Source organism: Saccharopolyspora terrae (assembly GCF_004348435.1).
Lineage (GTDB): Bacteria > Actinomycetota > Actinomycetes > Mycobacteriales > Pseudonocardiaceae > Saccharopolyspora > Saccharopolyspora endophytica.
The window spans coordinates 24,412-46,150 of the sequence record NZ_SMKS01000042.1; the positions used below are offsets into that span (position 1 = coordinate 24,412).

27 protein-coding genes are annotated in these 21,739 nt (G+C 63.6%); 19 read left to right on the forward strand and 8 right to left on the reverse strand.

The annotated features are described in order from the left end of the window. The first annotated feature begins 8 nt into the window (after positions 1 to 8). Positions 9 to 1,826, forward strand: a complete 1,818-nt coding sequence (locus E1181_RS21245; protein ID WP_132677400.1) for a site-specific integrase — start codon at positions 9 to 11, stop codon at positions 1,824 to 1,826. Positions 1,827 to 1,848: 22 nt separating this feature from the next. Continuing rightward, positions 1,849 to 2,268 carry a hypothetical protein gene (locus E1181_RS21250; protein ID WP_132677401.1) on the forward strand — a complete coding sequence of 140 codons (420 nt, stop codon included), beginning with the start codon at positions 1,849 to 1,851 and terminating at the stop codon, positions 2,266 to 2,268. A gap of 236 nt (positions 2,269 to 2,504) precedes the next feature. Here E1181_RS21250 and E1181_RS21255 read toward each other — a convergent pair whose 3' ends face one another. Further along, positions 2,505 to 2,699, reverse strand: coding sequence for a hypothetical protein (locus tag E1181_RS21255; RefSeq protein ID WP_132677402.1), 195 nt, complete (start codon positions 2,697 to 2,699; stop codon positions 2,505 to 2,507). A 98-nt stretch (positions 2,700 to 2,797) separates the two neighbouring features. Between E1181_RS21255 and E1181_RS21260 the strand changes: the two genes are divergently transcribed. Then, positions 2,798 to 3,004, forward strand: coding sequence for a MerR family transcriptional regulator (locus E1181_RS21260; RefSeq protein ID WP_207922243.1), 207 nt, complete (start codon positions 2,798 to 2,800; stop codon positions 3,002 to 3,004). Between the two features lie 30 nt (positions 3,005 to 3,034). Here the strand turns inward: E1181_RS21260 and E1181_RS21265 are convergent, their stop codons facing one another. Then, on the reverse strand, positions 3,035 to 4,327 hold the full coding sequence (locus E1181_RS21265; RefSeq protein WP_132677403.1) for a M48 family metalloprotease: 1,293 nt from the start codon (positions 4,325 to 4,327) through the stop codon (positions 3,035 to 3,037). A gap of 17 nt (positions 4,328 to 4,344) precedes the next feature. Between E1181_RS21265 and E1181_RS21270 the strand changes: the two genes are divergently transcribed. Then, positions 4,345 to 5,328, forward strand: coding sequence for a hypothetical protein (locus E1181_RS21270; protein WP_132677404.1), 984 nt, complete (start codon positions 4,345 to 4,347; stop codon positions 5,326 to 5,328). A 50-nt stretch (positions 5,329 to 5,378) separates the two neighbouring features. Here E1181_RS21270 and E1181_RS21275 read toward each other — a convergent pair whose 3' ends face one another. The 3 genes from E1181_RS21275 to E1181_RS21285 form a co-directional block, all read right to left on the reverse strand. Next, the gene (locus E1181_RS21275) at positions 5,379 to 5,921 is read right to left on the reverse strand and encodes a flavoprotein (protein WP_132677405.1); all 543 of its coding nucleotides are present in this window, start codon (positions 5,919 to 5,921) and stop codon (positions 5,379 to 5,381) included. Continuing rightward, positions 5,918 to 7,117, reverse strand: coding sequence for a helix-turn-helix domain-containing protein (locus E1181_RS21280; RefSeq protein ID WP_132677406.1), 1,200 nt, complete (start codon positions 7,115 to 7,117; stop codon positions 5,918 to 5,920). The genes E1181_RS21275 and E1181_RS21280 overlap by 4 nt, the downstream gene beginning before the upstream one ends. Positions 7,118 to 7,388: 271 nt before the next feature. Continuing rightward, a complete protein-coding gene (locus tag E1181_RS21285) occupies positions 7,389 to 7,751 on the reverse strand; it encodes a helix-turn-helix domain-containing protein (RefSeq protein WP_132677407.1) in 363 nt (120 codons plus the stop codon). 158 nt (positions 7,752 to 7,909) lie between these two features. Between E1181_RS21285 and E1181_RS21290 the strand changes: the two genes are divergently transcribed. The 11 genes from E1181_RS21290 (at position 7,910) to E1181_RS21340 (ending at position 16,224) form a co-directional block, all read left to right on the forward strand. Beyond that, positions 7,910 to 8,170, forward strand: a complete 261-nt coding sequence (locus tag E1181_RS21290; RefSeq protein WP_235876927.1) for a helix-turn-helix domain-containing protein — start codon at positions 7,910 to 7,912, stop codon at positions 8,168 to 8,170. Next, positions 8,167 to 8,634 carry a DUF3307 domain-containing protein gene (locus tag E1181_RS21295; protein WP_132677408.1) on the forward strand — a complete coding sequence of 156 codons (468 nt, stop codon included), beginning with the start codon at positions 8,167 to 8,169 and terminating at the stop codon, positions 8,632 to 8,634. The genes E1181_RS21290 and E1181_RS21295 overlap by 4 nt, the downstream gene beginning before the upstream one ends. 15 nt (positions 8,635 to 8,649) lie before the next feature. Further along, complete coding sequence (locus tag E1181_RS21300; protein WP_132677409.1) at positions 8,650 to 9,567, forward strand: helix-turn-helix domain-containing protein; 918 nt, start codon at positions 8,650 to 8,652, stop codon at positions 9,565 to 9,567. 136 nt (positions 9,568 to 9,703) lie between these two features. Then, complete coding sequence (locus E1181_RS21305) at positions 9,704 to 10,273, forward strand: hypothetical protein (RefSeq protein ID WP_132677410.1); 570 nt, start codon at positions 9,704 to 9,706, stop codon at positions 10,271 to 10,273. Continuing rightward, positions 10,273 to 10,773, forward strand: a complete 501-nt coding sequence (locus E1181_RS21310; RefSeq protein WP_132627072.1) for a WhiB family transcriptional regulator — start codon at positions 10,273 to 10,275, stop codon at positions 10,771 to 10,773. The genes E1181_RS21305 and E1181_RS21310 overlap by 1 nt, the downstream gene beginning before the upstream one ends. Next, a complete protein-coding gene (locus E1181_RS21315) occupies positions 10,773 to 11,714 on the forward strand; it encodes a hypothetical protein (protein ID WP_132677411.1) in 942 nt (313 codons plus the stop codon). The genes E1181_RS21310 and E1181_RS21315 overlap by 1 nt, the downstream gene beginning before the upstream one ends. A 21-nt stretch (positions 11,715 to 11,735) precedes the next feature. Then, on the forward strand, positions 11,736 to 12,167 hold the full coding sequence (locus E1181_RS21320; RefSeq protein ID WP_132677412.1) for a hypothetical protein: 432 nt from the start codon (positions 11,736 to 11,738) through the stop codon (positions 12,165 to 12,167). Beyond that, positions 12,167 to 12,682 carry a hypothetical protein gene (locus E1181_RS21325; protein WP_132677413.1) on the forward strand — a complete coding sequence of 172 codons (516 nt, stop codon included), beginning with the start codon at positions 12,167 to 12,169 and terminating at the stop codon, positions 12,680 to 12,682. Before E1181_RS21320 ends, E1181_RS21325 begins: the two co-directional genes overlap by 1 nt. A 19-nt stretch (positions 12,683 to 12,701) precedes the next feature. Further along, positions 12,702 to 13,106, forward strand: coding sequence for a hypothetical protein (locus E1181_RS21330; protein ID WP_132677414.1), 405 nt, complete (start codon positions 12,702 to 12,704; stop codon positions 13,104 to 13,106). Position 13,107: 1 nt separating this feature from the next. Continuing rightward, positions 13,108 to 14,319, forward strand: a complete 1,212-nt coding sequence (locus E1181_RS21335; RefSeq protein ID WP_132677415.1) for a phage tail tape measure protein — start codon at positions 13,108 to 13,110, stop codon at positions 14,317 to 14,319. An 81-nt stretch (positions 14,320 to 14,400) separates the two neighbouring features. After that, positions 14,401 to 16,224, forward strand: a complete 1,824-nt coding sequence (locus tag E1181_RS21340) for a hypothetical protein (protein ID WP_132677416.1) — start codon at positions 14,401 to 14,403, stop codon at positions 16,222 to 16,224. A 10-nt stretch (positions 16,225 to 16,234) separates the two neighbouring features. On the opposite strand, the gene E1181_RS21345 is transcribed toward E1181_RS21340, so the two are convergent. Next, a complete protein-coding gene (locus tag E1181_RS21345; RefSeq protein ID WP_132627065.1) occupies positions 16,235 to 16,537 on the reverse strand; it encodes a hypothetical protein in 303 nt (100 codons plus the stop codon). A 177-nt stretch (positions 16,538 to 16,714) separates the two neighbouring features. Between E1181_RS21345 and E1181_RS21350 the strand changes: the two genes are divergently transcribed. From E1181_RS21350 to E1181_RS21365, 4 genes are all read left to right on the forward strand, one after another. Continuing rightward, positions 16,715 to 17,050: a diguanylate cyclase domain-containing protein gene (locus tag E1181_RS21350; protein ID WP_132677417.1), complete on the forward strand. Its 336-nt coding sequence runs from the start codon at positions 16,715 to 16,717 to the stop codon at positions 17,048 to 17,050. Next, complete coding sequence (locus tag E1181_RS32960) at positions 16,977 to 17,306, forward strand: diguanylate cyclase domain-containing protein (protein WP_165944706.1); 330 nt, start codon at positions 16,977 to 16,979, stop codon at positions 17,304 to 17,306. Before E1181_RS21350 ends, E1181_RS32960 begins: the two co-directional genes overlap by 74 nt. Positions 17,307 to 17,467: 161 nt before the next feature. Then, positions 17,468 to 18,739 carry a hypothetical protein gene (locus tag E1181_RS21360; protein WP_132677419.1) on the forward strand — a complete coding sequence of 424 codons (1,272 nt, stop codon included), beginning with the start codon at positions 17,468 to 17,470 and terminating at the stop codon, positions 18,737 to 18,739. Between the two features lie 109 nt (positions 18,740 to 18,848). Beyond that, positions 18,849 to 19,199: an HIT family protein gene (locus E1181_RS21365; RefSeq protein ID WP_132677420.1), complete on the forward strand. Its 351-nt coding sequence runs from the start codon at positions 18,849 to 18,851 to the stop codon at positions 19,197 to 19,199. A gap of 375 nt (positions 19,200 to 19,574) precedes the next feature. Here the strand turns inward: E1181_RS21365 and E1181_RS21370 are convergent, their stop codons facing one another. Then, the gene (locus tag E1181_RS21370) at positions 19,575 to 20,813 is read right to left on the reverse strand and encodes an MFS transporter (protein ID WP_132677421.1); all 1,239 of its coding nucleotides are present in this window, start codon (positions 20,811 to 20,813) and stop codon (positions 19,575 to 19,577) included. Positions 20,814 to 20,885: 72 nt separating this feature from the next. Further along, positions 20,886 to 21,728: a hypothetical protein gene (locus E1181_RS21375; protein WP_132627060.1), complete on the reverse strand. Its 843-nt coding sequence runs from the start codon at positions 21,726 to 21,728 to the stop codon at positions 20,886 to 20,888. Positions 21,729 to 21,739 lie beyond the last annotated feature (11 nt).

Here is a 21,739-nt window from a genome sequence, read left to right on the forward strand (position 1 = left end):
CTGGGCACATGGCTCGGGCACGAGTAGCGAAGAAGCAACGAGGGGCGATCGACCGTCTCCCCAGCGGAGCGTTGCGGGTTCGGGTGTCGGCGGGCATAGACCCCGTGACGAAACGCCGCCTGTTCCTGACCGAGATCGTGTCGAAGGGCCCCAACGATCTCTCCGACGCTGAGCGCGTCCGGACCCGTCTTCTCAACCAGATCGATGAGCAGAAGAACCCGCGGACCAAGGCGACCGTCAGCCAGTTGCTGACGCGTTACTTGGAGAAGTACTTCGACGGCGAGCCGAGTACGCGCGATCAATACCGCGGCTACGTGCGTAACCACATTGCGCCATTCATCGGCAACGAGCCTGTCGGCTGTGTTAACGCCGAAGTCCTCGACTCGCTGTACGCGGAGTTGCGTCGCTGTCGCGACCACTGCACGAACCGCCGGCGCACCGACCACCGCACCACGCGGAAGCACGACTGCGACGACCGCTGCAGGGCACACGAGTGCAAGCCGTTGGGGCCGACGGCGATCCGTCAGATTCACTACCTGCTTTCCGGCGCGTACAAGCGCGCTGTGCGCTGGGGGTGGGTCCCAAGGAACCCGACAGCGGACATAGACCCGCCAGCGTCGCCGCCAGCCGACCCGAGCCCGCCGACCGTCGAGGAAGCAGCCAGGATCCTCGACGAAGCGTGGCAGGACGCGGACTGGGGCACGCTCCTGTGGCTGGCGATGACGACCGGCGCACGCCGAGGCGAGCTCACTGCACTCCGCTGGGTGGACTACGAACCTGATGCGGCCGTGCTGTCGCTCAAGCGCGCGATCGCATGGGATCCCGAGAAGTCGGTCTGGTTCGAGAAGGACACGAAGACACACCAACAGCGGCGAGTCGCACTGGATCCTGTCACCGTCGAACTTCTCAATGAGCACCATGAGCGGTGCTCTGAACGGGCGAGCTTTCTCGGATCCGAGTTCTCGCGAGACGCATTTATGTTCTCGCGTGATCCAGATTCGTCCACCTTCCAGAAACCGGCCTCGGTCACCCAGCGGTACGAGCGCATGGTCGACCGGCTCGGCATCAATACGACGCTGCACAAGCTGCGGCACTACTCTGCGACCGAACTCATCTCCGCTGGCGTAGACGTCCGAACCGTGGCCGGCCGACTCGGCCACGGTTCGGGTGGGCAGACCACGCTGCGCGTCTACACAGCCTGGGTTTCTGAAGCTGACCAGCGCGCTTCGGCTGCGCTAGTCGACCGAGTTCCGAAGCGTCCGAAACCGTTGAGTCAGGCAGGGCGGGTACGGGCGAAGCCGCGGAGTCCCTACGAGAAGCTCGCAGTCGACCTGTATGAGCAGGTCGAGCGCGGCGAGCGAGCGGACGGCGACGAACTCCCGCCGATGAAGCGTCTGGCCATCGACTACGCAGTCTCCATTGGGACTGTTCAGCGGGCGATCCAGTTGTTGCAGGACTGGGGAACTGTTGAGGTTGCGCAGGGCAAGCGGGCCAAGGTCAGCCAGAGACTAAGCGCCGAGGTCGACGTGAATTCGGTGGAAGGCCCCGAGGTCCGGGCACCTGAGCCCCCCGAGCTGATGCCGGCTAGCGCCGGCGGGGAGCGCAGCAACACGGAGATGCTTGAGTTCGAGGTACGGCGCGGTGGCCAAAGCATCCAGACCTTCGCTGCGGAAGCAGACTCGTCGAATGCTACCCACCTACGCATGCTCCTCACGGCAGCTGTGCGTCGTGACGGCCGCGACCTGAGCGAGATCCTCGACTACGAGATGGATGTCCGGCGACCTGAAGGCACGGTCATCAAGACCTTTGTCACTATGCCCGCCTGATCTCAGGTCGTAAATGGAGCTGATGGCAGCGGTGTTCATGCACAATGGCGGCGTGGATCAGACGGCAGACTGGACCCGAGTAGAACCAGGTCAGACGGTACAAGGCTGGGAGCTCCACGTATCTGAGGACGGCCGCCAGGCGGTTGTAAGAGGCCCCGCTGGCGTAGCCGTCACCGATCTTTCAGGGCCGGTCCTACGGCTGCTCGCCGGTGGCCTGCGCACCGCTGATCTGAAGCGCCCGACCGAGCAGCCTTTCGAATGGACTGATGAACTCGCGGAAGACACGGTCCGTCGGGCGAAGGGAAACGGGCGCATCTTCCTTCGTGCGCTCATCGATGAAGGTGGCACAGCAACAGCTGACCGCCTGCGCGAAATCACAGGGATGGAAGCGTTGCAGCACGCCACGCAGACCCTGAGCATGGCTGCGTCCAAGGGCTCTTAAGGCCAAGTTCGGGGACGAAGGCCGCAGGTGGCGGCACTTCTTCGAGAGACGCCCGCATCCTGAGGATCGCGCCGGAGTGCGCGTACACAGCTACCACCTGCCGGAGAAGCTGATCCCGTGCTTCGACGAGGCCTTGAAGCGCCTCGAGCGCTCGGCAGCCTCTTAGCCTCCCGACGATCGGCTCCCTCGAACTGACCTTGTTGACCCGGAGCGCTGCGACTGTGCCGCAGTTCGATTCATGCCATGTCTGAGCCGGTGATCATCGGCTGGACGTCACCACCGCGGAGCTCTTCCGCGAGGGCAACGAGCTGGCTGGCCAACCGTTGCCGCTGCTCGGGCGTGTATCGGCCCCCGCCGATCTCAAAGGCCGCCTCGTCCAGTTCCCACTGTGCCGACCGCGCCAAGAGCGCGAGACGCGCATCGGACCCCATGCCAACCTCCAACAAGGCAAAGTAGGCAATCAGGGTATTCCAGTTCTATCGAGGTAAGCAAGGCAGCGGTATCCGTTCGAGGCACACACGATGACTGAGTGGCCGAAGATGAGACTCCGCTGATCTCCAGCTCCGAGCTGGCCAAGAAGCTTGGCCTCGCCCGGCGGACCGTCTCGCACTACGCTAAGAACGGCTGGATCACCCCAGCCCTCATCACCCCAGGCGGCCAATACCGCTGGCGCTACGACGACGTCGTAGCCGAGATGCGCAAGCTAGCTGAAGAACGACGCCAGAACGATCAATGAGGTGATCATAGTTTGTTCGCTGTGATCTGATCACGAATCTGGAATAGCATCGCTCAAGGATCCTGATTGCTTGAGGAGCCAGAGGCAAACAGAATTGACGTTGCCTTGGTTGAGCTCAACTTTCTTAACGTTTGCGTCGTACGATTGGTATGCTATTGAGGAAAAGGCGGCCAATTGGGACAGTTGCCCCAAAGGGTGGCCGCGATCAGCGTCGCGTGGGCGGTTAACGGAAAGCCAGAATGTAAGTCGGGATATCAGCTGGAATCGCTTATCGAAGCCTGGGTGAGTGGACGAAGATTCGTGCGCCCAGTTTCCATTTAGATGCGCTAGTGATAGCAGCGCTATGGTGGAGCCGAAGATCGACCGATACAAGTACCCAAAGTCAGGAAGACTGTCAATCGCTCGGGCAACGATTAGGTAGGCGAGCAGGTCTGCCTGCAACTCGTCCTGCTGGCTTCGGTTGATCCCCGTTAGCAAATCAGCGGAATCTGACTCGGTAAGGGCCTGGTCGACAGCCTCCTTAGCCTTCTTCTTGTCGCGTCTGGACACTGTGTGTCCCAGCAGGTGATGTGATAGCTCGTGCGCGATAATGAACTCTTCGCATACAGATTCTACATCTGAGAGAACCTTTGCACGGCTCGGATTTGACGTCCTGCTTTTCGGCGTACCCCCTGGCTGAACAAGGCTAATGTCTGCCCAGTCTTTTCGCTTCTCTTCGATCTCAGACCAGTGCAAACTCAGTTCCTGAGACAGCTTTTGAGCTTCTTCAAGCAGTGGCGTTTCACTGGCCGGGTCGCAACTGTAGGCCATTTCAACTAGCTTTGCTATGTAATCTCTAAACCTGTCGAAGACGTGCACGTAGTCCGTCAGAATAAAAGAATACTGCGCATTAATTTCGATGATCCCGGCTTGTTTTTCTGTCCAAGCGGTGGCGTTTGCCTCTCCATCTAGAACCCTTCCGGCGAAGAGATTATTTGCCAATGCTCGCCATTCGGGCGGGATTACGTCGATTAGATTTTCAAGAGTGTTCTCCAGGGATGGGCAGTTTGATCGAGTCGCGTTCCATTTTTTGAGTGCTGAAGTGTACTCGGCGGGGATCAGGTGTGACTTACCGGCGCGGTCGAAGTAGTATTCCCAAAATGTCTTGTTGGGCGGCATCTTGTGTGTCGCGAAGAATTTTCCACGTGAGTTCCTGAGATTCGCCACCGTTGCCCTTCCTGGTTTGGCCGTTAGTCTGGAGTCGGGCATGAACTGCACTGCACTGCACTGCACTGCACTGCACTGCACTGCACTGCACTGCACTGCCGCCGTGATCGTGATCATGCCACATGGAGCGCTATATGTCGTTCAAACCGGGGAATCCATACTTTGCTGCGACGCTCCCGGGCCCCGCCAGGCTCATGTCTGGTGCAACTTTGATCGTGCTTGGTTGGACGGGTTGTGCAGCGAGGATCTCTTGCCTTGGAAGGTGTAACGAACGGGCCTCGGGAGCGACTAACTCAGCAGAGGGTAGCGAGAGGGTGGAATCAATGTACTTTTTCGTGACAGACGAAACCAATGTCGAAAAGAGCAAGGACTCCAAGTTTTTCATATATGGCGGTCTAATTTTTTCACAGGCGCAGCTGGCTGACGTAAGCCGGTCGATAGAGGAAATTCGCGGGGAGTACGGGTTCCAGGATTTTGACCAGCTAAAGTTCGACACAAACTGTCGCCCGAAGCATATATCGATCGAGGGTTACAAGAATGCGAAAAATGCTGTAATCGAAGCGTGTGCAAAATTTAACGTCAAGCTGGTGGTCTATATTGTTCACCACAGTATTGCAAACAAGGAGAAGCGCACCGAGTTCGCAATCAACAGCGTGTTGAAGCCGTTTGGTGAGAGATTTCTTGTAGACAACGACGACGTTGGTGTTGTGATAATCGATAGGGTTCCTGACGAATCGGGTGCCTATAGTGTTCTGAAAAGCCGATTTCAGGCTGGCCTAGAGATGCCTGATGGGCCAGCAAGGAAGTTGTCGCGTATTTTGATGTACGCGACTACTTGCGATGGCGCATCTCACGTGAGCTCGGCTGTGGACATTGTTCTTGGTGCATTTCGATTTGTCGTTAATTCGGAAAGTAGGAGCGGCGCCTCTGAAGTCCCACAGAGGTTGCTAAACAATATAGTTGGAATGTTTTATACGAGCGGCGAAGGTGCGGGTAAAACTGCGCGCAACTACGGCCTTATCGTGCGGCCAGTAATGTCCGAAATTCGCCACCAGCCGTATAAGGTCGAGTATGAAGATCTTCTGAAGTACCTATCTTCGCTAATTGCCGTTGATTGATTGCTAAAATGCCGCGTTCCGCGGGCGCTTAGAGGCACGGAAGACTCGAGTCACGCACTCTTGTCTCCGTTGCTCTCCGCTAGTAGTGCAAATACAATTGCGGGCCAATTAAAGGTAGCGAGATTATCTTGTCCGCGGCTCGTGATCGAGTCCGGTTCAAGGACCTTTACACCGCAGCGGCTTAGCTGGTTAAGGCTCGACTGATACGCGGGATGCTGGCGAAGATTTTGCTTGACGCACGGTGCGAACACCATTGGGATGTCCGCGCCTAGGAATTCGTTGAGCAAGCTTGCAGCGAGAGTGTCGCTGATGCCGGCGGCGACCTTATTGAAGGTGTTGAAGGTCGTCGGGGCTGCGAGTACTGCGTCGGCGGGCGGTAGCGGGTCTTGTTCGTCAGGGAGCCGTGGGTGAACTCGGACCGGGGAGCCGGTCTTGGTCTCCAGGCGTGCGGGGCCAGTCCAGGTTGCCGCGGTTGGGGTCAGGATGACGCACACCGAATAGCCAGCCTCGTCAAGCAGGGCCAGTGGTTCGTCGAGCTGACGGACTGGGGGAGCGGCGGACGCGATGAGGTATACGACTGGGCGATTGCTCAATGCAGGACACCTGCCCGTTTTGCGAGTGGGCGCAGTCCTGGGGTGGCGGAGCGCCGCTCGCGCTTGAGCATTTCGCGGAGGAGTTCTCGCACGATCACGTTGTATCGCAGGGCCTGCGGTGCGACTCGCTCGGCTTCCATGAGGTTGACGACTACGGCGGCGTCTTCGCGGTGTTGGGAGTAGGCCCATGCCGTGTCGATGTGGACCTGTGCTCGTCGGCTCTGGAGACCGTCGGGCATGTTGCTGGTTTCAATGCTTTCGGCGAGGTCGATGGCTTGTCGGGAGTCGCCGAGTTCGGCGGCGGCCGAGACGCGGTGGATCGCGACGTTCGTCGGGCCGAAGGCTGTCCAGCCGTAGTTGCCGTCATGGCCGAGCGCGTCGGCGAGGTATTGAGCGCGTCGCAAACGATCAGAAGCCTCGCTTCGGTCGCTTCGCCGGCCCGCGATTACAGAACCGATGAGGAACAGCGCACCCTGGTAGGAGAGCCCGAGAGGGCTGTCGTCGGCGAAGTTCTCAGCGGTCGTCATGGCGATTTGCTCGGCGCGCTCGACCTGGTCGAGCTTCAGGAACGCGCATGCGACCTGGTAGGCCGCGGCTGCGCCCAGCGTCGGGGTGTCCGCCTGCAGGGCCGCGTTGACCGCCCGGTCCGCGGCGATCCAAGCAAGCTGTCCGTCGCCGGTCTTCGTCACGAGCTTGGCCGCGGCGACGTAGACGTGGTTCTGCACCTCGAGCGCGCGGCGGCGGGCGGCTGGAGCCGCCTCAGCCACCATCGCATCGCTCGTGGTGATCAAACTCGGGAGGATGCTGGCGGCGGCGCCGTAGTCAGCGGCTTGGTACCGCCGGTGCACCTCAGCCGTCAGACGCTCGATTTCCTCCAAGTCGCCCGCCGGTACCTCGCTGAGGCCAAGGCCGGGGTATGCGCTGAGTGCACCGCGGATCTCCTCCAGCCCGTTGAGGTCGGGCTGGCCGTTCGGTGCGTGCGCCAGTCGATTGCCGGCGAGTGTCTCGACATCTGTCTTGAGGACGCGCGCGATGTCGATCAGGACCGAGAGACGGTCAACCGAGCGAATTTGGCGCTCGACCTGCGACAACCAGGACTCTGACCGTCCAACGAGCTCGGCAAGTTCGCGCTGGCTGAGTCCACGCCGGCGGCGGTAGATGCGGATGCGTTCGCCAATGGGCCCTTCAGTCACCATGCGCCCATTCCACCTCCCCGCGATTCCAGCTACCCGCACTTTTGTACTAGTCCGGTCCGCATTCGACTGCGGGCGTCAGTTTGTGCGGGTCAGGCGCGTGTACGGCCTTCAGGCTACTGGCCATGACCACCGATCAGCAGGTGCAGAGGAGTGGCCAGGATGTCGGCTAGCGATAACGCGAACCGGGAAGCGCGTGGCTACGACACGCGTGGTCGGGAGCGAGGAATCAGGACCGGCGAGGTAGATCACCTCATCAATACGGTCCGGGAGCTCAGGGCTGCTCGTCTTCGCGCTCTTGGCGACGCTCGACGGCTTCGACACGGGTCCTGAGCTCATGAAGCTGCTCCAGGACGTCGTCGAGCTTCTGCAGGACCGGGTCGTTCGCCTCGTCGGCGTGCGGTTCGGCCGACGTGCCGGCCAGGACGTTGCTGAGGTAGTCAGCTGGCCAGTCCAGCGCTTCGGACAAGGCTTCGAGCGTCCGCGGGTTCCGTCGTCGCGGCACCTTGTTGTACTGCAGTTCGCGGATGGTGGCGGGCGCAACCTTGGACTTCGCCGCCGCATCGAGCTGCGTCATGCCCAGCTCTTCCAGACGGGCCGAGATCGCCTTAGCTACGGCCGCCCAATCGTCCGCCACTGCTCACCTCCACGTGGTGTTCCTACGTGAGGCTATCCGCTTGGCGGCTAATTCTGGCTACCGACCTGGGAAAACACATCGATCTACAAGTAGACGTAGCCAAAATTAGCTACGTTAGCTACTGTTGTCTGCGTTGACCGAGAGAGTGGAGGTAGCCAATGGGGCAGGTGATGAAGCCCTGGAGCCAGGCTCCGGGGGAGAGGTCGCCGAAGTTCTACAGCGTGGCCGAGGCAGCGCGGATGTTCCAGACCTCGCAGATGACGCTGTACCGGGCGATCGCGGACAACCAGTTCCCGGCCGTCCGGATCCGAGGTCGGCTGATCATCCCGGCCGTCGCTGTGGAACGAATGATCGAAGCCGCACTCGGAAGCAACAGTGCTGTCGATGCCGCCGACTTCGTAGGGGAGGGCGCGGCATGACTCCGGCAGGTATCGAGGCTGCCGCGACGTTCGGTGCGACCTTGCCAGCGCTGCTGGTCGCGCACAACGTGGCCGACCACTGGGTTCAGACGTCGCACCAGGCTGGCGCAAAGGGCCTCCCCGGTTGGCCAGGTAGGTGGAACTGCGCCAAGCACGTCTCGTCCTACACGGCCGTAACGGCCGGAAGTGTGGCGCTCATCTGGGCCGCCTTCGGCCTGACGATCAGCGTTCTCGGTTTCGTTCTCGGCCAGGTGGTCAGCGCGGTTACCCACTACTGGGCGGATCGGCGATCGACGCTTCGACGGCTCGCGGAGCTGACCGGCAACGACGGCTTCTACCGCCTCGGGGCACCGCGTGCTGGCAAGGACGACAACCCCTCGCTTGGGACTGGTGCGTACGTGCTGGACCAGTCGTGGCACTGGCTGTGGCTCGCGGTTGCGGCCCTGGTCACCGCGTTGATCTGAACTGCAGAGGAACGCATGAGCATCAAGGTCATGAACTGGGTCTGGGATCAATCCCCGGCCAAAGGCACTGAGCTGCTGATGTTGCTGGCCATCGCCGACAACGCCGCAGACGACGGAACCAACGCCTTCCCGTCGGTGAGCACGCTTGCCCGCAAGACGCGACTCGACCAGAGAACGGTTCAGCGGATCATCCGAAAGCTTTCCGAACAGGGTCGGCTTGCTGTCGAGGAACGGGGCGGGCGTCACCCGAATCGCTACTCGGTGTTGATGAACGCGGAGTTGTCAACAGCCCCGGCAAATTGCCAGGCCCGGCAAGTTGCCGCCGGTGGCGCGGTTGTCACCCCTGGGGCGGCAGAGCTACGTCACCCCACCCCCGGCACAGCTGTGCCACCCGAACCATCCGGAACCGTCATGGAACCGTCCACCAAGGACGGGCCTGAGAGTCGGCTCCGGCTTATCGGGTCCGATGTGGAGGAGGCGGGATCCGCTCAGGACATCGACAGCGTGCTCGATGCGCTTGGGCCAGCGTGGCACCTGACTCCGAAGCAACGGCAGCGCCTGCGCCCCAAGCTCATTGAGGCGTTGCAAGCCGGATGGTCGAAGAGTCGCCTGGCAGCGCACCTCGGCGCGAACCCGAACGGCGTGCGGTCGCCGGCCGCTGTCCTGAATGCGCGGCTGAATGATCTGCCGCCTGCCAATCCGAATGCCGGTAAGTGTGCCGACCGCCCTGAGTGGTGCGGAGCGTGCGACGAGCCCAGTCGAACGATCGAACGACCAGATGGCAGGTGGGCCCGGTGCCCGGCCTGCAACCCGCACAACCGAGTCCGGAACTCGGGGCGACCGAAGCCGCCAAGCACCCGCCGCCCCGAGTCCTCCACCCCAACCGATCACCAGACCGGAAGGAGCAGCACAAGTGTTCCTCACAGCGCCTGAGCTCAACCACACGGACGGCCCGGAGCTCCCTCAGGTGCTCGCCGCGTGACGTCCGGCTCAGGGATGGCCGAAGCCGCCAAGCACCCACCATTCCGAGCCTTCCACCCCAGCCAATCACTGACCTAGGGAGACGACTGTGTCCTTTTCGCGTCCTTTCGCACCCGACGATCGCTACGACTTCGAGCACGCCAGCGACTTCCAATCCCGATACGGCGCGTACCTGCGCCAGAATGCCGCCCAGTTCGTCGACGTCGACGGCCAGCAGCCGACACAGAGCCCGTTGGAATTCGCCGCTAGCGCCTGGCGAGTCGCGCAGTCGCCGGTCATGAGCCCGGCCTACGTCGAGAGCCACCCGAGGGTGCTCAGCGCGGTGCCGACCTGGGACTTCGATAGCCGACTCGCGATCACTGTCGAGATCGCCGCTTCGGTTCCTGGCGAGACCACCAGGGTGCTACGCGGCTACTGGCGCGGTTGGCAAACCGGTTCGACCTGGCACGTCCAGGAGGACAACGACGTGCCAACGGCCACCGCGGTCTTGCTACTCCGCGTCCCGATCGAGGCTGACGGCCTGCCGACGCCCAGCTTCTCGCGGCTCGCGGAGCCGTCCACGGACGCCGCCAAAGCCGCAGTGCAGACGATCTGCGGCCGACTCAACGCCGCGCTCTCCGGTGTTTTCGCCCAGTTCGCCAGGAAGGAGGTTGCCTGATGAGAAGCCGCGTCACCGAGTTCCTCAGCAGCCAGATCGAGCGGGTCGAGCCGTTCGCCGAAGCCGACGGCTGGAAGCTGCTCCACCTGGTCGACCGCAGGGACGACCGGAACTGTGCGGACATCCCCGTCGACGTCTTCTTCCCGGCTGCGGACGAGTTCAACGGCCGGGCACAGCGCTTCCGGCTGCGCAGGCAGATCGCCGAGAAGTGCAAGGGCTGCCCGGTCGTCGACGAATGCCTGGCCGGTGCGGTCCTGCGGGGCGAGCGCTACGGCAGCTGGGGCGGCGTGGCCCAGCCCGACTTCCAGGAGTTGGGACGGCTGTGGCGTCGTAAGCACGCCGCTGACGACGAACCCGAGGTCGAGCGCGTCGGGTGCGACGCCACTCATCACGGGACGGTCAGCGCTTACGCCAACTACGGCTGCCGGTGCCCGGACGCTCGCGAAGCCAGCCGATCGCACCGTGCCGAGCAGCGCGCACGTCGTAAGGGAGTCGCGTGATGTCGGAACAGCTTTCCCCAGTCGAGGCCGAGGAGCAGCGTCTCCTGCAGGCAGGCGGAATGATCAACCTGTTCGTCTGGCTGGTCGCCAGCGTGGTGATGGTCTTCTCCGCCTTCGCTGGCGCTGAGCTGCTCGCGCACCACGGCGTGCCGTGGGGCCTCGGTTTGGCCGGTGGCCTCGCCGTGGATGCGGCCTTGGTCGTCGCGTTGATCGGTGATCGTCAGCTGCACCGCTACGGACAGCGGGCTCCGTGGGGGACCGGGCTCCGATGGGCCACCGCCGGGATGAGCCTCGTTCTCAACTGCGGGCAGTCGGCCGAGCGCGGTGACTGGGTGGCCGCTGGGCTTCACGCGATCTTCCCGGTATTGCTCATCGTCCTGACAGAGGCGAGTCAGGGATACCAGATCGCATTCAGTCGGGCGGTATCGGAAGCCAAGGCGAAGCGCGAGTACCAGCAGCCGGTACCGAGTACCGAGCCCGCACCGGTACCGGTCGCCGGTACCTGTCCTGTGCCGTCTTCCGGTACCCGTGCGGCGGCGCCGACCCGCACGCGGCGATCAACTACGCGCCCCAGCACCACCCGATCCGGGGCGTCGCTCCGGTCGGCTCAGCAGGTTCGTGGCGGGCAGTGGGACGCCGAGCAGTGGAAGCGCGCGGTTGAGCTCGTAGCCGCCTACCAGTGCGAACGAGGTCGGGACCCCAAGCTTGGCGAGTTCCATTCAGAGCTTCGGATGTCCCGCAACGCGGCTAGCCCGCTCCGTAATGCGGTCCTGTCCGCGGTTTCGCAGCACGGTGCTGATGCCGCCAAGTCGCTCACGCCTGGCGCCGGTTCCGATCCGGCGCCGGTGTCTGCCGAGGCAGGTACAGAGCCCCGCGTGATCGAGCTGTCAACCGCCGATACCGCAGCGGTCGATACCGCCGAATCCATTGTCGCCAACTGATACCGCGAGAGGAGTACCGCGATGACCGCGACAGCGCGACGTGAGCCGAAGCGGGTCCGCTCGGCTCGTCGACGGGCGGCTCACCACGCGGAGCGGACCCGCAAGGCCGCGACGCCGGCCGAGCGGTACCAGGCAGCCGAGTACGCACTGCGCAGCGCAGTTGCGCACAGCCGCGCGAGTGCTCGGGTTGCCCGGAAGTTGCGTGAAGACCTGGTCGACCACGTTCACCGAGTGCTGGACCGAGCAGGACCGAACGAGAACAGCCGCGCCCTCTACGAGCGGAAGCTCACCGCGGCTGGTTCGGATCTGCAGCGGTTGTCGACCGCGCTGATGTGCCTTCGCGGCGGCATTGGCCAGCTACCGGACACCGAACGTGACCGACTTTTTGACCACTACACACAGCACTTCACCGCGGAAGCCAACCGCATCAGCGGGGAAGGAGGTGCCCGGTAATGCCAATCCCGGATCCGTGGGCCGAGCCCAACGAAGCCACCGAGGCCGACGATCAGGTCCGCAATTGGGCGCCCGAGCGCGAGCACGAGCGCGAACACCCGCGCGAGCGCGCGCGATCTTACTCGGAGCCCACCCCGGACACGGCGCATGGCGAACTGGTCCCTTTCCCCGGAACCAGCGGGGAAATCACGCCCAGTGATGACAGTCAGCCTTCCTCGCAATGGAAATCGGCGATGTCGGTGTGGCTCCGGGAAGCAGGGGAGAGCGGTCGCGCGGCCATTGATGGGTCGGTGTGGCGCTCCAGGCCCCCGTCATTGCGGGACATCCACGCTCGCGTCGAGCGAGCTGAGTGGGCGGCTGGCCTCCGGTGGCTGGCCGTGCCCGGCATCGCGTTCGGCTACGTCTCGCTCGCGATCACAGCGCTCGGCTACGCGGTCCTGTGGATCGCACGTCGGCCTTCGCGCCTGGTGGTCGCGACAGCAATCACCGTCCTGATCGTCCTTTTCGCTCTCTGATCACCAGGAGGAACCCGGAATGAACTTCGTGATCATGGTTATCTGCTTCGTCCTGCTGTGGGTGCTCCGGAAGCGGACCAAGATCCCGTGGTGGGTGCGCGCCGCACTGGCCTTCATCGGTGGGTCGTGCCTCGCGAACACCGGTGTCGGCATCTGGCTCGCGGACCGCCTCCGCGAGATTTCCAACTCCCTCGTTGACCAGGGCCCCGTGCTCGTCGGCGGTATCGCGCTGGTCGTCGCCGTGATCGTCGTCTACGACATCGCCGTCGACCGGAACGCTGACACGCCCGCCAAGGTCGGATTGATCCTGCTTCCCGTCCTGTTCCTGGCCGCGGTTGGCCCTTTGGCCGGCGCCGGTGTCGGGCTGTCCGATGCGATCGCCGACATGGGCACCAACAGCCTCGGCAAGCTGATCGGGGGCTGACATGGGCGCGGACCTGATACTGGCCATGGCCATAGCGGCGCTGATCACGCGGGCATGGGAACAGTCCAAGCGCCGCTCCAAAGCGAGTTGGCAAGAGACACGGCAGCGTGCTTCCGAGCACTGGCAGCGACGGGCCGACCGACTTCGCGCTGCCGGTTCGAAGGGGCCGCGCGATCCACTGTGGTGGCCCTACGCGGCGGGTTGGACTGTCGCTGCGGTCGGTACCGCCACCGTGGCCGGCCTCCACGGGCTGGGGGCGGGTGCTCTGGCCGGTGCTCGAACCGGGTACCGGCTCGGGCGGGAGGGCGCGAACTGCGGTTGGGGCTATCGCGATACCTGGAAGCAGTGGCGGTCGCGGCGTGACATCGAGCAGTGCCAAGGCTGCGGCCAGGGCGTCAACTTCGAGCTGATCGTCATCGTGCCGAGCGTTGGCCGCGTGTGCCCTGATTGCCGCTCGAACCGGCACGACGGTCGCCGGCGGGACTCAGAACGTCGCGAGGAGGACGAAGTGGTCCTCCGCCGTTGTGCCTGGTGCTCAGAGGAATTCGACCCGGCTCTGCTTGATGAGGATGGCTGGTGCGCGAACTGTGCCAGGGGAGCGTGCGACGGCAACTGCACCAACAGTGACCAGAGTCCATCGGATGCCGAGCGCGAAGGCCACTGCGGCGACTGCGCGGGCCGGGGTGAGTACGTCTCGAACTTCGGCGGACGCCACCGCCACACGCGGTGTCGAACCTGCAGGGGCAGCGGCGCCTCTTCCCAGAGGAGCAAAGGCCAACCGGGATCCGGCGGAGACGACGTCGACCCCTCACGAATCTACGTCCACGCGGAACGCACGGACGTGAACGAGGAATCCACCAAGGAAATCGGAGGAAACAAGATGGGTGAGCTCATGCCCGCCAACGGCACAGCTCTCGCCGCGACCGGCGAGGGATACGCCGACACGATCGCGTCGCTGTCCACGATGGCGATGCTCCTGGGCAAGGCCTACGAGGAAGCTCAAAGCCTAGGCGAGGCCCTGACCGCGAACAGCCTCGACAACGACACGATCGGCCAGATCAGCGACCTGACCGATCTCTTGGAGACGGCTGCACCTCTGGCTGCGAATCTCTACCGCCACGTCGAGCAGCGACACGCGCCGGTTGCTGATGCCGTCGCGAGTGCCGGCGGCAGCGGCAACGTCGCCGAAAAGTCCTGGTACGACCACTACTGACCTGCCGAGTGCGTGTCCCGCCCCGGCAGAAGTCGGGGCGGGGTGCGGACCCGGACAGCTCGGTGAGCAGGGAGCAACCGCATGAAGCAGATGACTCGAGTCGCCGCTCAGGATGTTGAGACGTCGACCGCCGAAGGTCCCAAGCAGTCGACCGAGGCGGCAATCGAACTCGGAAAGGAGGCCCTGCGCCTTGGTAAGCGCTGGCGCCGCCAGGCGCTGCCTCTGGCCGGGATCGGTGCAACGCATGCGATCGGCGCCACCGCGTCCGCGTTGTCTGGACCCGCTGCACTTGTGCCTGTAGCGGCCGGGTGGGCGGCGAGCGCCGGCGCGTACGGCTACGTGCACCAGCGAGCCTCGCGCTGGAACCGTGTCTACGCCGGTACGGCAGCCGTGAGCTCAGCAGGCTGGCAGGCTGCCTTGGCGCTCGATGGCTCCGCAGGAATCGCCGCCAGTCTGCTGTGGGCCAGCGGAGCGGCGCTCTCGATTCCGTGGTGGGTGCGGCACACGGAACCGGAACCCGACATCACCGCGGAGAAGACCAGCCCGGCAGCTCACATGGCACTCCCCGCTGTGACAAGCGGACCCGATCCGCGAATCGAGCGCTGGGACACCTATATCGGAGCCACCGGCAAAGCGCTCCCTGGCTCGAATCTCAAGCAGGTCTCCGAGCTGCCGTTCGGCTGGCGCGGCGTTGTCGAGCTGAACATCGGTGAGCACTGGCACTCGATCATGAAGGCCCAGCAGACCATCCTGTCGGTCTACGACTTGCCCGACGGCCGAGTGTTCGTAGAGGCCATTCCTGGAGCCTCAGTTCGCACGGCGCAGATCACCGTCCTAACCCGCGACCCTCTTCAGGCGGTGGTGCGCTGGGAGAAGCCACAGTTGGATCCCGCCACCGGCACTTTCCCGCTGATGACCACGGCGGACGGGGAGATGCTGCACTACCGGTTCTGGTGGCCAGGTGGGGGAGCGACGCACGGCCTGGTATCCGGGGTCAACGGATCCGGCAAGACCAAGGTGCTCGACCTGATCCTCACCGAGGCAGCCGCGTCGGACCGCGTGTATCCGCTCATCGTCGACGGCGGCGAAGGCGCTTCGTTGCCGCACTGGCGTGACCGGGTCAAGCTCTTCGCGGAAACGCCGCAGGATGCTCGGAAGCTGCTGCGGTACGCATTGCGGTTGATGGACCGTCGGCGGAAGGTCGTCAAGCGGCAGGGCGGTGGGTCCGTCGAGCCCAGCCCGGACATGCCGCTGATCGCCATCGTCATGGACGAAGCGCACAAGCTGCTGATGAACGACGAGGACACGGGTACCGACAACGGCGACGTGCGGCGCATGTGCGAGAAGCTCGCGCAGGAAGGCCGGAAGTACGGCATCGCGCTCGTGCTCGCGACTCAGGTGCCGTCGGCCAAGCAGCTCGGCGGCTCAACGGTGCTGCGTGACCAGCTCAAGGGCGGCACGGTGGTCGGACTTCGAGTCACCGAGCGCACCAGCGGCAACATGATCAGTTCGGGCGCACCGATGCCCGAAGGTCTGCACGAGCTCCCGGCAGTCTTCCCGGACGGCAAACCCACTCGCGGACTCGGCTACATGCTGACCGAACGCATGATGCGCGCCCGTTCGCTCCTCATCGAGAACCCTGAGCGGCAGTCCATCACGGCCACCCGGCTCGACACGGATTGCGCTTCCGAGGCGGTCCCAACGATGACCGGTGACTCGGAGGACCTGTTCGTCGACGAACAGGTGTCGCCGCGGGAAGCAGAGAGTTCCTCCGACGACGCGAGTGAGCAGCTGATCGAGGAGGCCATCGAGGCCGGCACGCACGCCGACCCGCTGTCACTCATGCAGGCAACCGGCCTCAGCCTTTCCCAGGTCCGCCGAGCACTTGCAAAGCACGGCAAGTGAGGCTCTCGTGCTAGGAGACCTTCCGGTACAGCTCCTCGGCGAGGCGCGCGACGCCCGATGCGTCCTGCTCGGAACTACCGAGTGCGGAACGCCCGTCGGTGACGGCGAGCAGGACGTAGCGGCGAACCAGGCGGTCCGCTGCACTTACCGAGCCGTCGAGCCAGCGTGTGAACTCGTCGACGTAGGGACGGACATCCTGCGACGTCGCCGGCGGACCGGTCACCTGGCAGGCAGCACGCAGGGCAATCAAGTTGTCCATCTTCCGGTCTTCAAGCCCCGGCAGGTTCGTCACCGCGTTCGCATCGATCACCATGCCCGCACCTTAGCGCCGCACGGCGGTTCTCCTGCGGTTCTTGCGCGCCCGCCTCCGCCGAGCCTCGCACCGTCCAGCACCTGGTTCGCCTCGAAGCCGCCAAGCACCCGGCGTCCCCAGGTGATCCACCCACAACCGAGGAGACACCACCATGCAGAACCGAATCGAGGGGGCGCGATGAAGATCCGCCTCAATGGAACGCACGCCCAGATCGGTTTCGCCCTCACAGCGGCAGGCTGGGCCTACACCCACCTCCGCGTGGCGGCGCTTCGGCGCCGGCTCCGCACCGACGCGCTGACCGGGCTCGCCAACCGCCTGGCGCTCGAACAAGCGGCTCGAAAGAACACCGGTGACTCCGCCGCGCTGTTCATGCTCGACCTCAACGAGTTCAAGGCGATCAACGACACCTTCGGGCATCGGGCACCGCTACGGCGACCAGGTGCTGGCCACGGTCGCTCGACGGCTACGGCGGTTGCAAGGGCCGCGTCAGTTGGCGGTGCGGCTCTCCGGTGACGAGTTCGCCTTCTGGTGTGGCAAGCCGCGGAGCACGGGGGAGCTCTGCCAGTTGAGGCAACAGCTGCACGCGGCGGCGGCTAGGCCGATGACCATCGATGGCTACACGATCACGGTCACCGCCAGTATCGGGTCCGCTGTGAGTGCTGGACCGGCCGCGATCGAGGAGCTGCTCGGCCGAGCTGACGCCGACATGTACAGCGACAAGCGAGGAACAGCTTCGGGCCGACCTCGACGGCAAAAGGCAACGGCGTAGGGCACACCGCCGACCGGTCGACGATGCGTCGCCTGGCTCTCGTCAGGCGATGCGTCGGGTCCGTTCGGACCGCTGCAGGCCCGGCCGAGGCGCTTCACCTTCCGCAGATCACCGCCTCGGCCGGGTTCCACCACCCGAAGGAAGTGGAGATTCCATTGTCGTTGAACAAGCAGCTGTTGCCTGTTGAGCCCACCCAAAGGCAGGCGGATGAAGGCGGCCTGTCGGTCGACGAGCGGCGGGAAGTCGCGGATCGGCTGTCAGCGTTCGTGTCTGAAGCTCGTGACTACATCGAGGCATTCACCCCTGTAGACGACAGCGATGAAGTGGACCCGGACACTGGCTTGTCCCGTACACAGCTGCTCTCTCTGCTGGTCGGCTTCGTTGGTTGTGACACGAGGGAGTCGCTTGGCAGCCGTACCTACACGCTGATCTACACCGACCCCGAAACCAGCAAGTCGAACTACCAGACGATCTGCATTCCGGACTACCGCAGTGCCTCGCCAATCGTCTTCACCCGAGACGGACGGAGCGCTCGGTTGACCCTGCGAGCCACCGGTGAGGTCCTGGCAGAGGTCGGAGTTCACGCCCAGATCCTCGGCGCGAGCAATCACTACAGCAGGGTTTCGCCGGACTTCGTGCCGCTGCCGACCGCGGCAATCATCTCGCCCTACTCGACCTGCGCCGGCGGCTGCCTCGGGTGCAGCAGGGGAGCGGTGAAGAGTTTCACCTCGCCGCCCAAGGACTACGTCGGTCGCCACGTGCAGGCACTGGCAGAAGACTTCGACCGCCGTGGCTGGGACCGCTCCGAGCTCGTCTCGGTGAACATCACCACCGGATGCCAGCCAGACGAAGAACGTGAGCTCACGATGATGCTGCAGCTCATCGACGAGTACCGACGGCACGGTTTCGACAACGCGGGCTTCTTCCCCTTCACCTACGCGATCGACTCAACCGCGGCCATGGAACAACTTCGGGAGGCCGGCTGCCTCGGCTTCATCGGCACTGTTGAGTGCTTCAACGACGTTGAACGCATTCGCCAGTGGGGGCGGAAGAAGGGGTCGATCACCTTCGACCAGCACGTCGAGAAGTACCTCCGAGCCAAGCGGGCAGGGTTCGAGATCGTCGAGACTGATTACGTCCTCGGAGCTGACGCCTACAACGAGATGCTCAACGGAATCCGTGCACTCGATTCCATCGGCGTTGCTGTTGTCCCGAACATCAAGCGCAACTACACGCTTGAACAGCTCGACAGCAACCACCCGGACATCTGGGGCCTTGGCATGAGCTACATCGCTGACGGGTTCCACGCGGCCCTCGCGACCTACCGCAACGGCACGATCAAGCGTCGCGCTGCCCGGTATTCCGTTGACCACCTCAAGCGGCAGGGCTGGACCGGGATCAGCCTGCGCGACCTACCGATCCGTCACACGTGATTCGCCACTGGCTGCGCTGGGCCGCCCGCCTGTTCTGGCGGGCGGCCACGACGGAACAGATCGACCCCACCGAGTCTTGGAAAACGCTCTACAGGACAGAGACCCACACATGAGATGCATCTTCTGCTCGATTGTCGCAGGCCAGGCGCGCGCGACCTTCGTTCGGAGCTGGCCGGACGTCATCGCCATTCGACCGCTGAACCCGGTCACCGCTGGCCACCTGCTCGTGATCCCGCACCGCCACGTCGCGGACGTCGGCGAAGCGCCGGACGTCTCCGGCTACACGATGGCCGCCGCCGCTGAACTCGCAGCCGATCTACCAGCCGCGAACATCATCACCAACAAGGGAGCAGCGGCCACGCAAACCCAGTACCACCTGCATCTACACGTGGTTCCACGGAACGAAGACGATGCCTTGCCGCTACCTTGGACACCGCAGCAGGTTGGCACTGGCCGCTAAGCGGGTTCTACCGGGCCAGATGGGCCGTGCCCAGAACGGGCGCGGCCCTTCTCTGTCTTTTACCGAAGCGGGAGCAGTTCGAGAGCTCCAGCAACGACGCCGGCCACGCCGATGAACCTCACGACGCATGCAGCGTTAAAGCGGAGGTTCCGAAGGGATTCATCGCGGCGGCGCTTGCTTGAACTTGTCAGCGCCTGCACGGCCGGCGTCACGATCAGTGACGAAGCAGCCAAACCCCATCCAAGCAGGAAAAACAAAGACATCTAATCCCTTCCGTAGCTCTGAAAGTGGCTGGAAGGGGGAGAACGGTTACGATCCGCTGCGCATAACTACACCACACCGAAGGTTCCCTGTCCTCAAGCATGCCAGAAGGCGTCATCCGGACGATCTTGACCCGGTGTGAGGGGACGCTGTGATGGGTTTAGTAGCTGTCGATCTCATGCTTCGTATTGATGCACTGCACAGCGCTACTGCAGTTGACGCCAGCAGCCAGCCTCCACCGGTGAGCAACACGGCGGCGCCGCCAAGCTCAGTTGCTACCGGCCCGGCTACAGCGAGTGAAGCGGGTAGGAGAACGAGGTTGCCCAGTTGAGACCAGGCGGACACCCGCGAACGTGATTCGCTCGGTATTTGACTTTGGAGCAGAGTTGACTGCACTGCCATGAAGAATGCTCCCTGCGCTCCTACTGCGATCGCACTCGCGATGACCAGCCACAACGGCGCTCCACAAGCGAAGAGCAGGAGGTATGGAAGCATCACCAGACTTAGGCCAAACGCTGCGCGCAGCGGTCTTCTGGGCTGCCAGCGGTAGGCGACCATTCCGCCGGCGATTGATCCGATTGCTTGAACGACACCGATCGCGGCCCACGCGCCGGCGCCTCCGAGTCTCTCGTTGGCGAGCAGAGGACCAGCCACCATGTGCGGCCCGATAACGAGAGCCTGCAGAAGCGCCGAGTAGACGACCAATGTCCGCAACCAGGGCGTCCTGATGACCAGTTGCGCTCCGGCCCGCACGTCGTGCCAGAGACTGGGGCGGTGAGCTTCGCGCGCCTGTTTAGGCAGCTTCAGCGCCAGAAGCGAAGCTGCGGATGCCGCGAATGTCCCGGCATCGAGGAGTAGCGCGACACCCGGTCCGACCGTCGCCACCAGGACGCCAGCGACGCTAATGGACAGCACCTTGTTGGTGTTCGCTGCCAGTCCTAGGAGCGCGTTCGCTCTCTGCAGTCGCTCAGCTGGCACCAACGCCGGGACCAGTCCGTTCGCAGCCGGCACGAATGCTGCAGTACCCACGCCGGCCAATGCCTGGAGGAGGATTAGATGCCAAGTTTCGGCTGTGCCAAAGACCAGGAGCAGGCCCGTAGCCGATTGCGAAACGCATCTCAAAATGTCGGCGCCGACCATCACCCATCGGCGGTCCCACCGATCACCCAATATCCCGCCGAACAGCACCAACAGCGCGATCGGAATGCGATTGGCTGCCAGTACAAGTCCGAGGGCGCCGGCCCCGCCCACCTGCAAAGAGGCGAATGCGATGGTCAGCGGGATGAGGCTGTCGCCGAAGGTCGATAGTGCCTGACCGATGAAGTACCGGCGGAAGCCGCGGGTGGAAGCCACTGGGTCATGAAACCGGGGTCAGACGACGGATGGAAGAGTCTGGCCGTCATCTGCGATAGGTGGCCACAGCTTTCAGGAAGCAACGTCATCGACGTCTTCGGCGATCCCGTGCCGCTCCTGCCCGGTCGTGTCGTCCCCGAGGGACCGGCACACAATCGACCACTTCACTGGGCCATAGCCGTGCGCCTCTGCCTCACGCAGCAGGTCGTCCAGGCGGTCCTCGGCGTCTTCAAGTGAGACGTGCGTCGAGACATGTTGACGCTGTCTATTCAACCCAGGAACGCGTGTGCCGACACCGTCTGTGATCAGAACCCAGACTGACGCCGCGGCCCGGTCCAGCGCCATACGAGTTCGAATGTCGATCGTTCCACCTGGTGTTACGCCGAGGCGGTCAACAACCTCCTGCATCGATTGTGCAAGTCCATGGCGGCACAGGTGCTGTGCCGCCATGACCTCGGAGATGCCAAACTCCTCCGCGATATTTGGGAGAGGCTCCCTGGCCTCCCATTTCTCGCGCAGCAATGTTGTGTCTGCGGTGCTCCAGAAGTGCTCCCGGCGCGCGCTGTAGTTTTCCCGCAGGGTGGCGAGCCAGTCATAGGTTTCGTCTGCATTGAGGGCCTCACGAACCCAGAGCTCGCGTTCAGACGGCTTCAAGGTGGCTTGAAGCTCCAGAGGAACCAGCCGCAGGAGACGCCCCCTGACCGACTTGACGGTTCGTTGCAGCACTTCCGCAATGTCCTCCATGGGGCGACCGTTTCGTAGTTCTTCAACGAAACGCTGGTAATCCTGTTCTTTCCAAGGATCTCCTGCTCGGATGGACATGGGCTCGTTCGGCATGGCACGGACGCTACCCAGAAGCACCGACAGCGCGCTGAAGATTGGCGGCTCGGAGTATCGCGTGCGGGTCAGCTTCACATCGAGCAGCG

Coding starts and splice junctions, on each gene's coding strand:
- E1181_RS21290 (WP_235876927.1), top strand. CDS start 7,910: ATGGGGCAGGTGATGAAGCCCTGGAGCCAGGCTCCGGGGGAGAGGTCG.
- E1181_RS21245 (WP_132677400.1), top strand. CDS start 9: ATGGCTCGGGCACGAGTAGCGAAGAAGCAACGAGGGGCGATCGACCGT.
- E1181_RS21300 (WP_132677409.1), top strand. CDS start 8,650: ATGAGCATCAAGGTCATGAACTGGGTCTGGGATCAATCCCCGGCCAAA.
- E1181_RS21295 (WP_132677408.1), top strand. CDS start 8,167: ATGACTCCGGCAGGTATCGAGGCTGCCGCGACGTTCGGTGCGACCTTG.
- E1181_RS21335 (WP_132677415.1), top strand. CDS start 13,108: ATGGGCGCGGACCTGATACTGGCCATGGCCATAGCGGCGCTGATCACG.
- E1181_RS21365 (WP_132677420.1), top strand. CDS start 18,849: ATGAGATGCATCTTCTGCTCGATTGTCGCAGGCCAGGCGCGCGCGACC.
- E1181_RS21340 (WP_132677416.1), top strand. CDS start 14,401: ATGAAGCAGATGACTCGAGTCGCCGCTCAGGATGTTGAGACGTCGACC.
- E1181_RS21310 (WP_132627072.1), top strand. CDS start 10,273: ATGAGAAGCCGCGTCACCGAGTTCCTCAGCAGCCAGATCGAGCGGGTC.
- E1181_RS21330 (WP_132677414.1), top strand. CDS start 12,702: ATGAACTTCGTGATCATGGTTATCTGCTTCGTCCTGCTGTGGGTGCTC.
- E1181_RS21325 (WP_132677413.1), top strand. CDS start 12,167: ATGCCAATCCCGGATCCGTGGGCCGAGCCCAACGAAGCCACCGAGGCC.
- E1181_RS21280 (WP_132677406.1), bottom strand. CDS start 7,117: ATGGTGACTGAAGGGCCCATTGGCGAACGCATCCGCATCTACCGCCGC.
- E1181_RS21250 (WP_132677401.1), top strand. CDS start 1,849: ATGGCAGCGGTGTTCATGCACAATGGCGGCGTGGATCAGACGGCAGAC.
- E1181_RS21345 (WP_132627065.1), bottom strand. CDS start 16,537: ATGGTGATCGATGCGAACGCGGTGACGAACCTGCCGGGGCTTGAAGAC.
- E1181_RS21270 (WP_132677404.1), top strand. CDS start 4,345: ATGTCGTTCAAACCGGGGAATCCATACTTTGCTGCGACGCTCCCGGGC.
- E1181_RS21320 (WP_132677412.1), top strand. CDS start 11,736: ATGACCGCGACAGCGCGACGTGAGCCGAAGCGGGTCCGCTCGGCTCGT.
- E1181_RS21265 (WP_132677403.1), bottom strand. CDS start 4,327: ATGATCACGATCACGGCGGCAGTGCAGTGCAGTGCAGTGCAGTGCAGT.
- E1181_RS21315 (WP_132677411.1), top strand. CDS start 10,773: ATGTCGGAACAGCTTTCCCCAGTCGAGGCCGAGGAGCAGCGTCTCCTG.
- E1181_RS21255 (WP_132677402.1), bottom strand. CDS start 2,699: ATGGGGTCCGATGCGCGTCTCGCGCTCTTGGCGCGGTCGGCACAGTGG.
- E1181_RS21350 (WP_132677417.1), top strand. CDS start 16,715: ATGAAGATCCGCCTCAATGGAACGCACGCCCAGATCGGTTTCGCCCTC.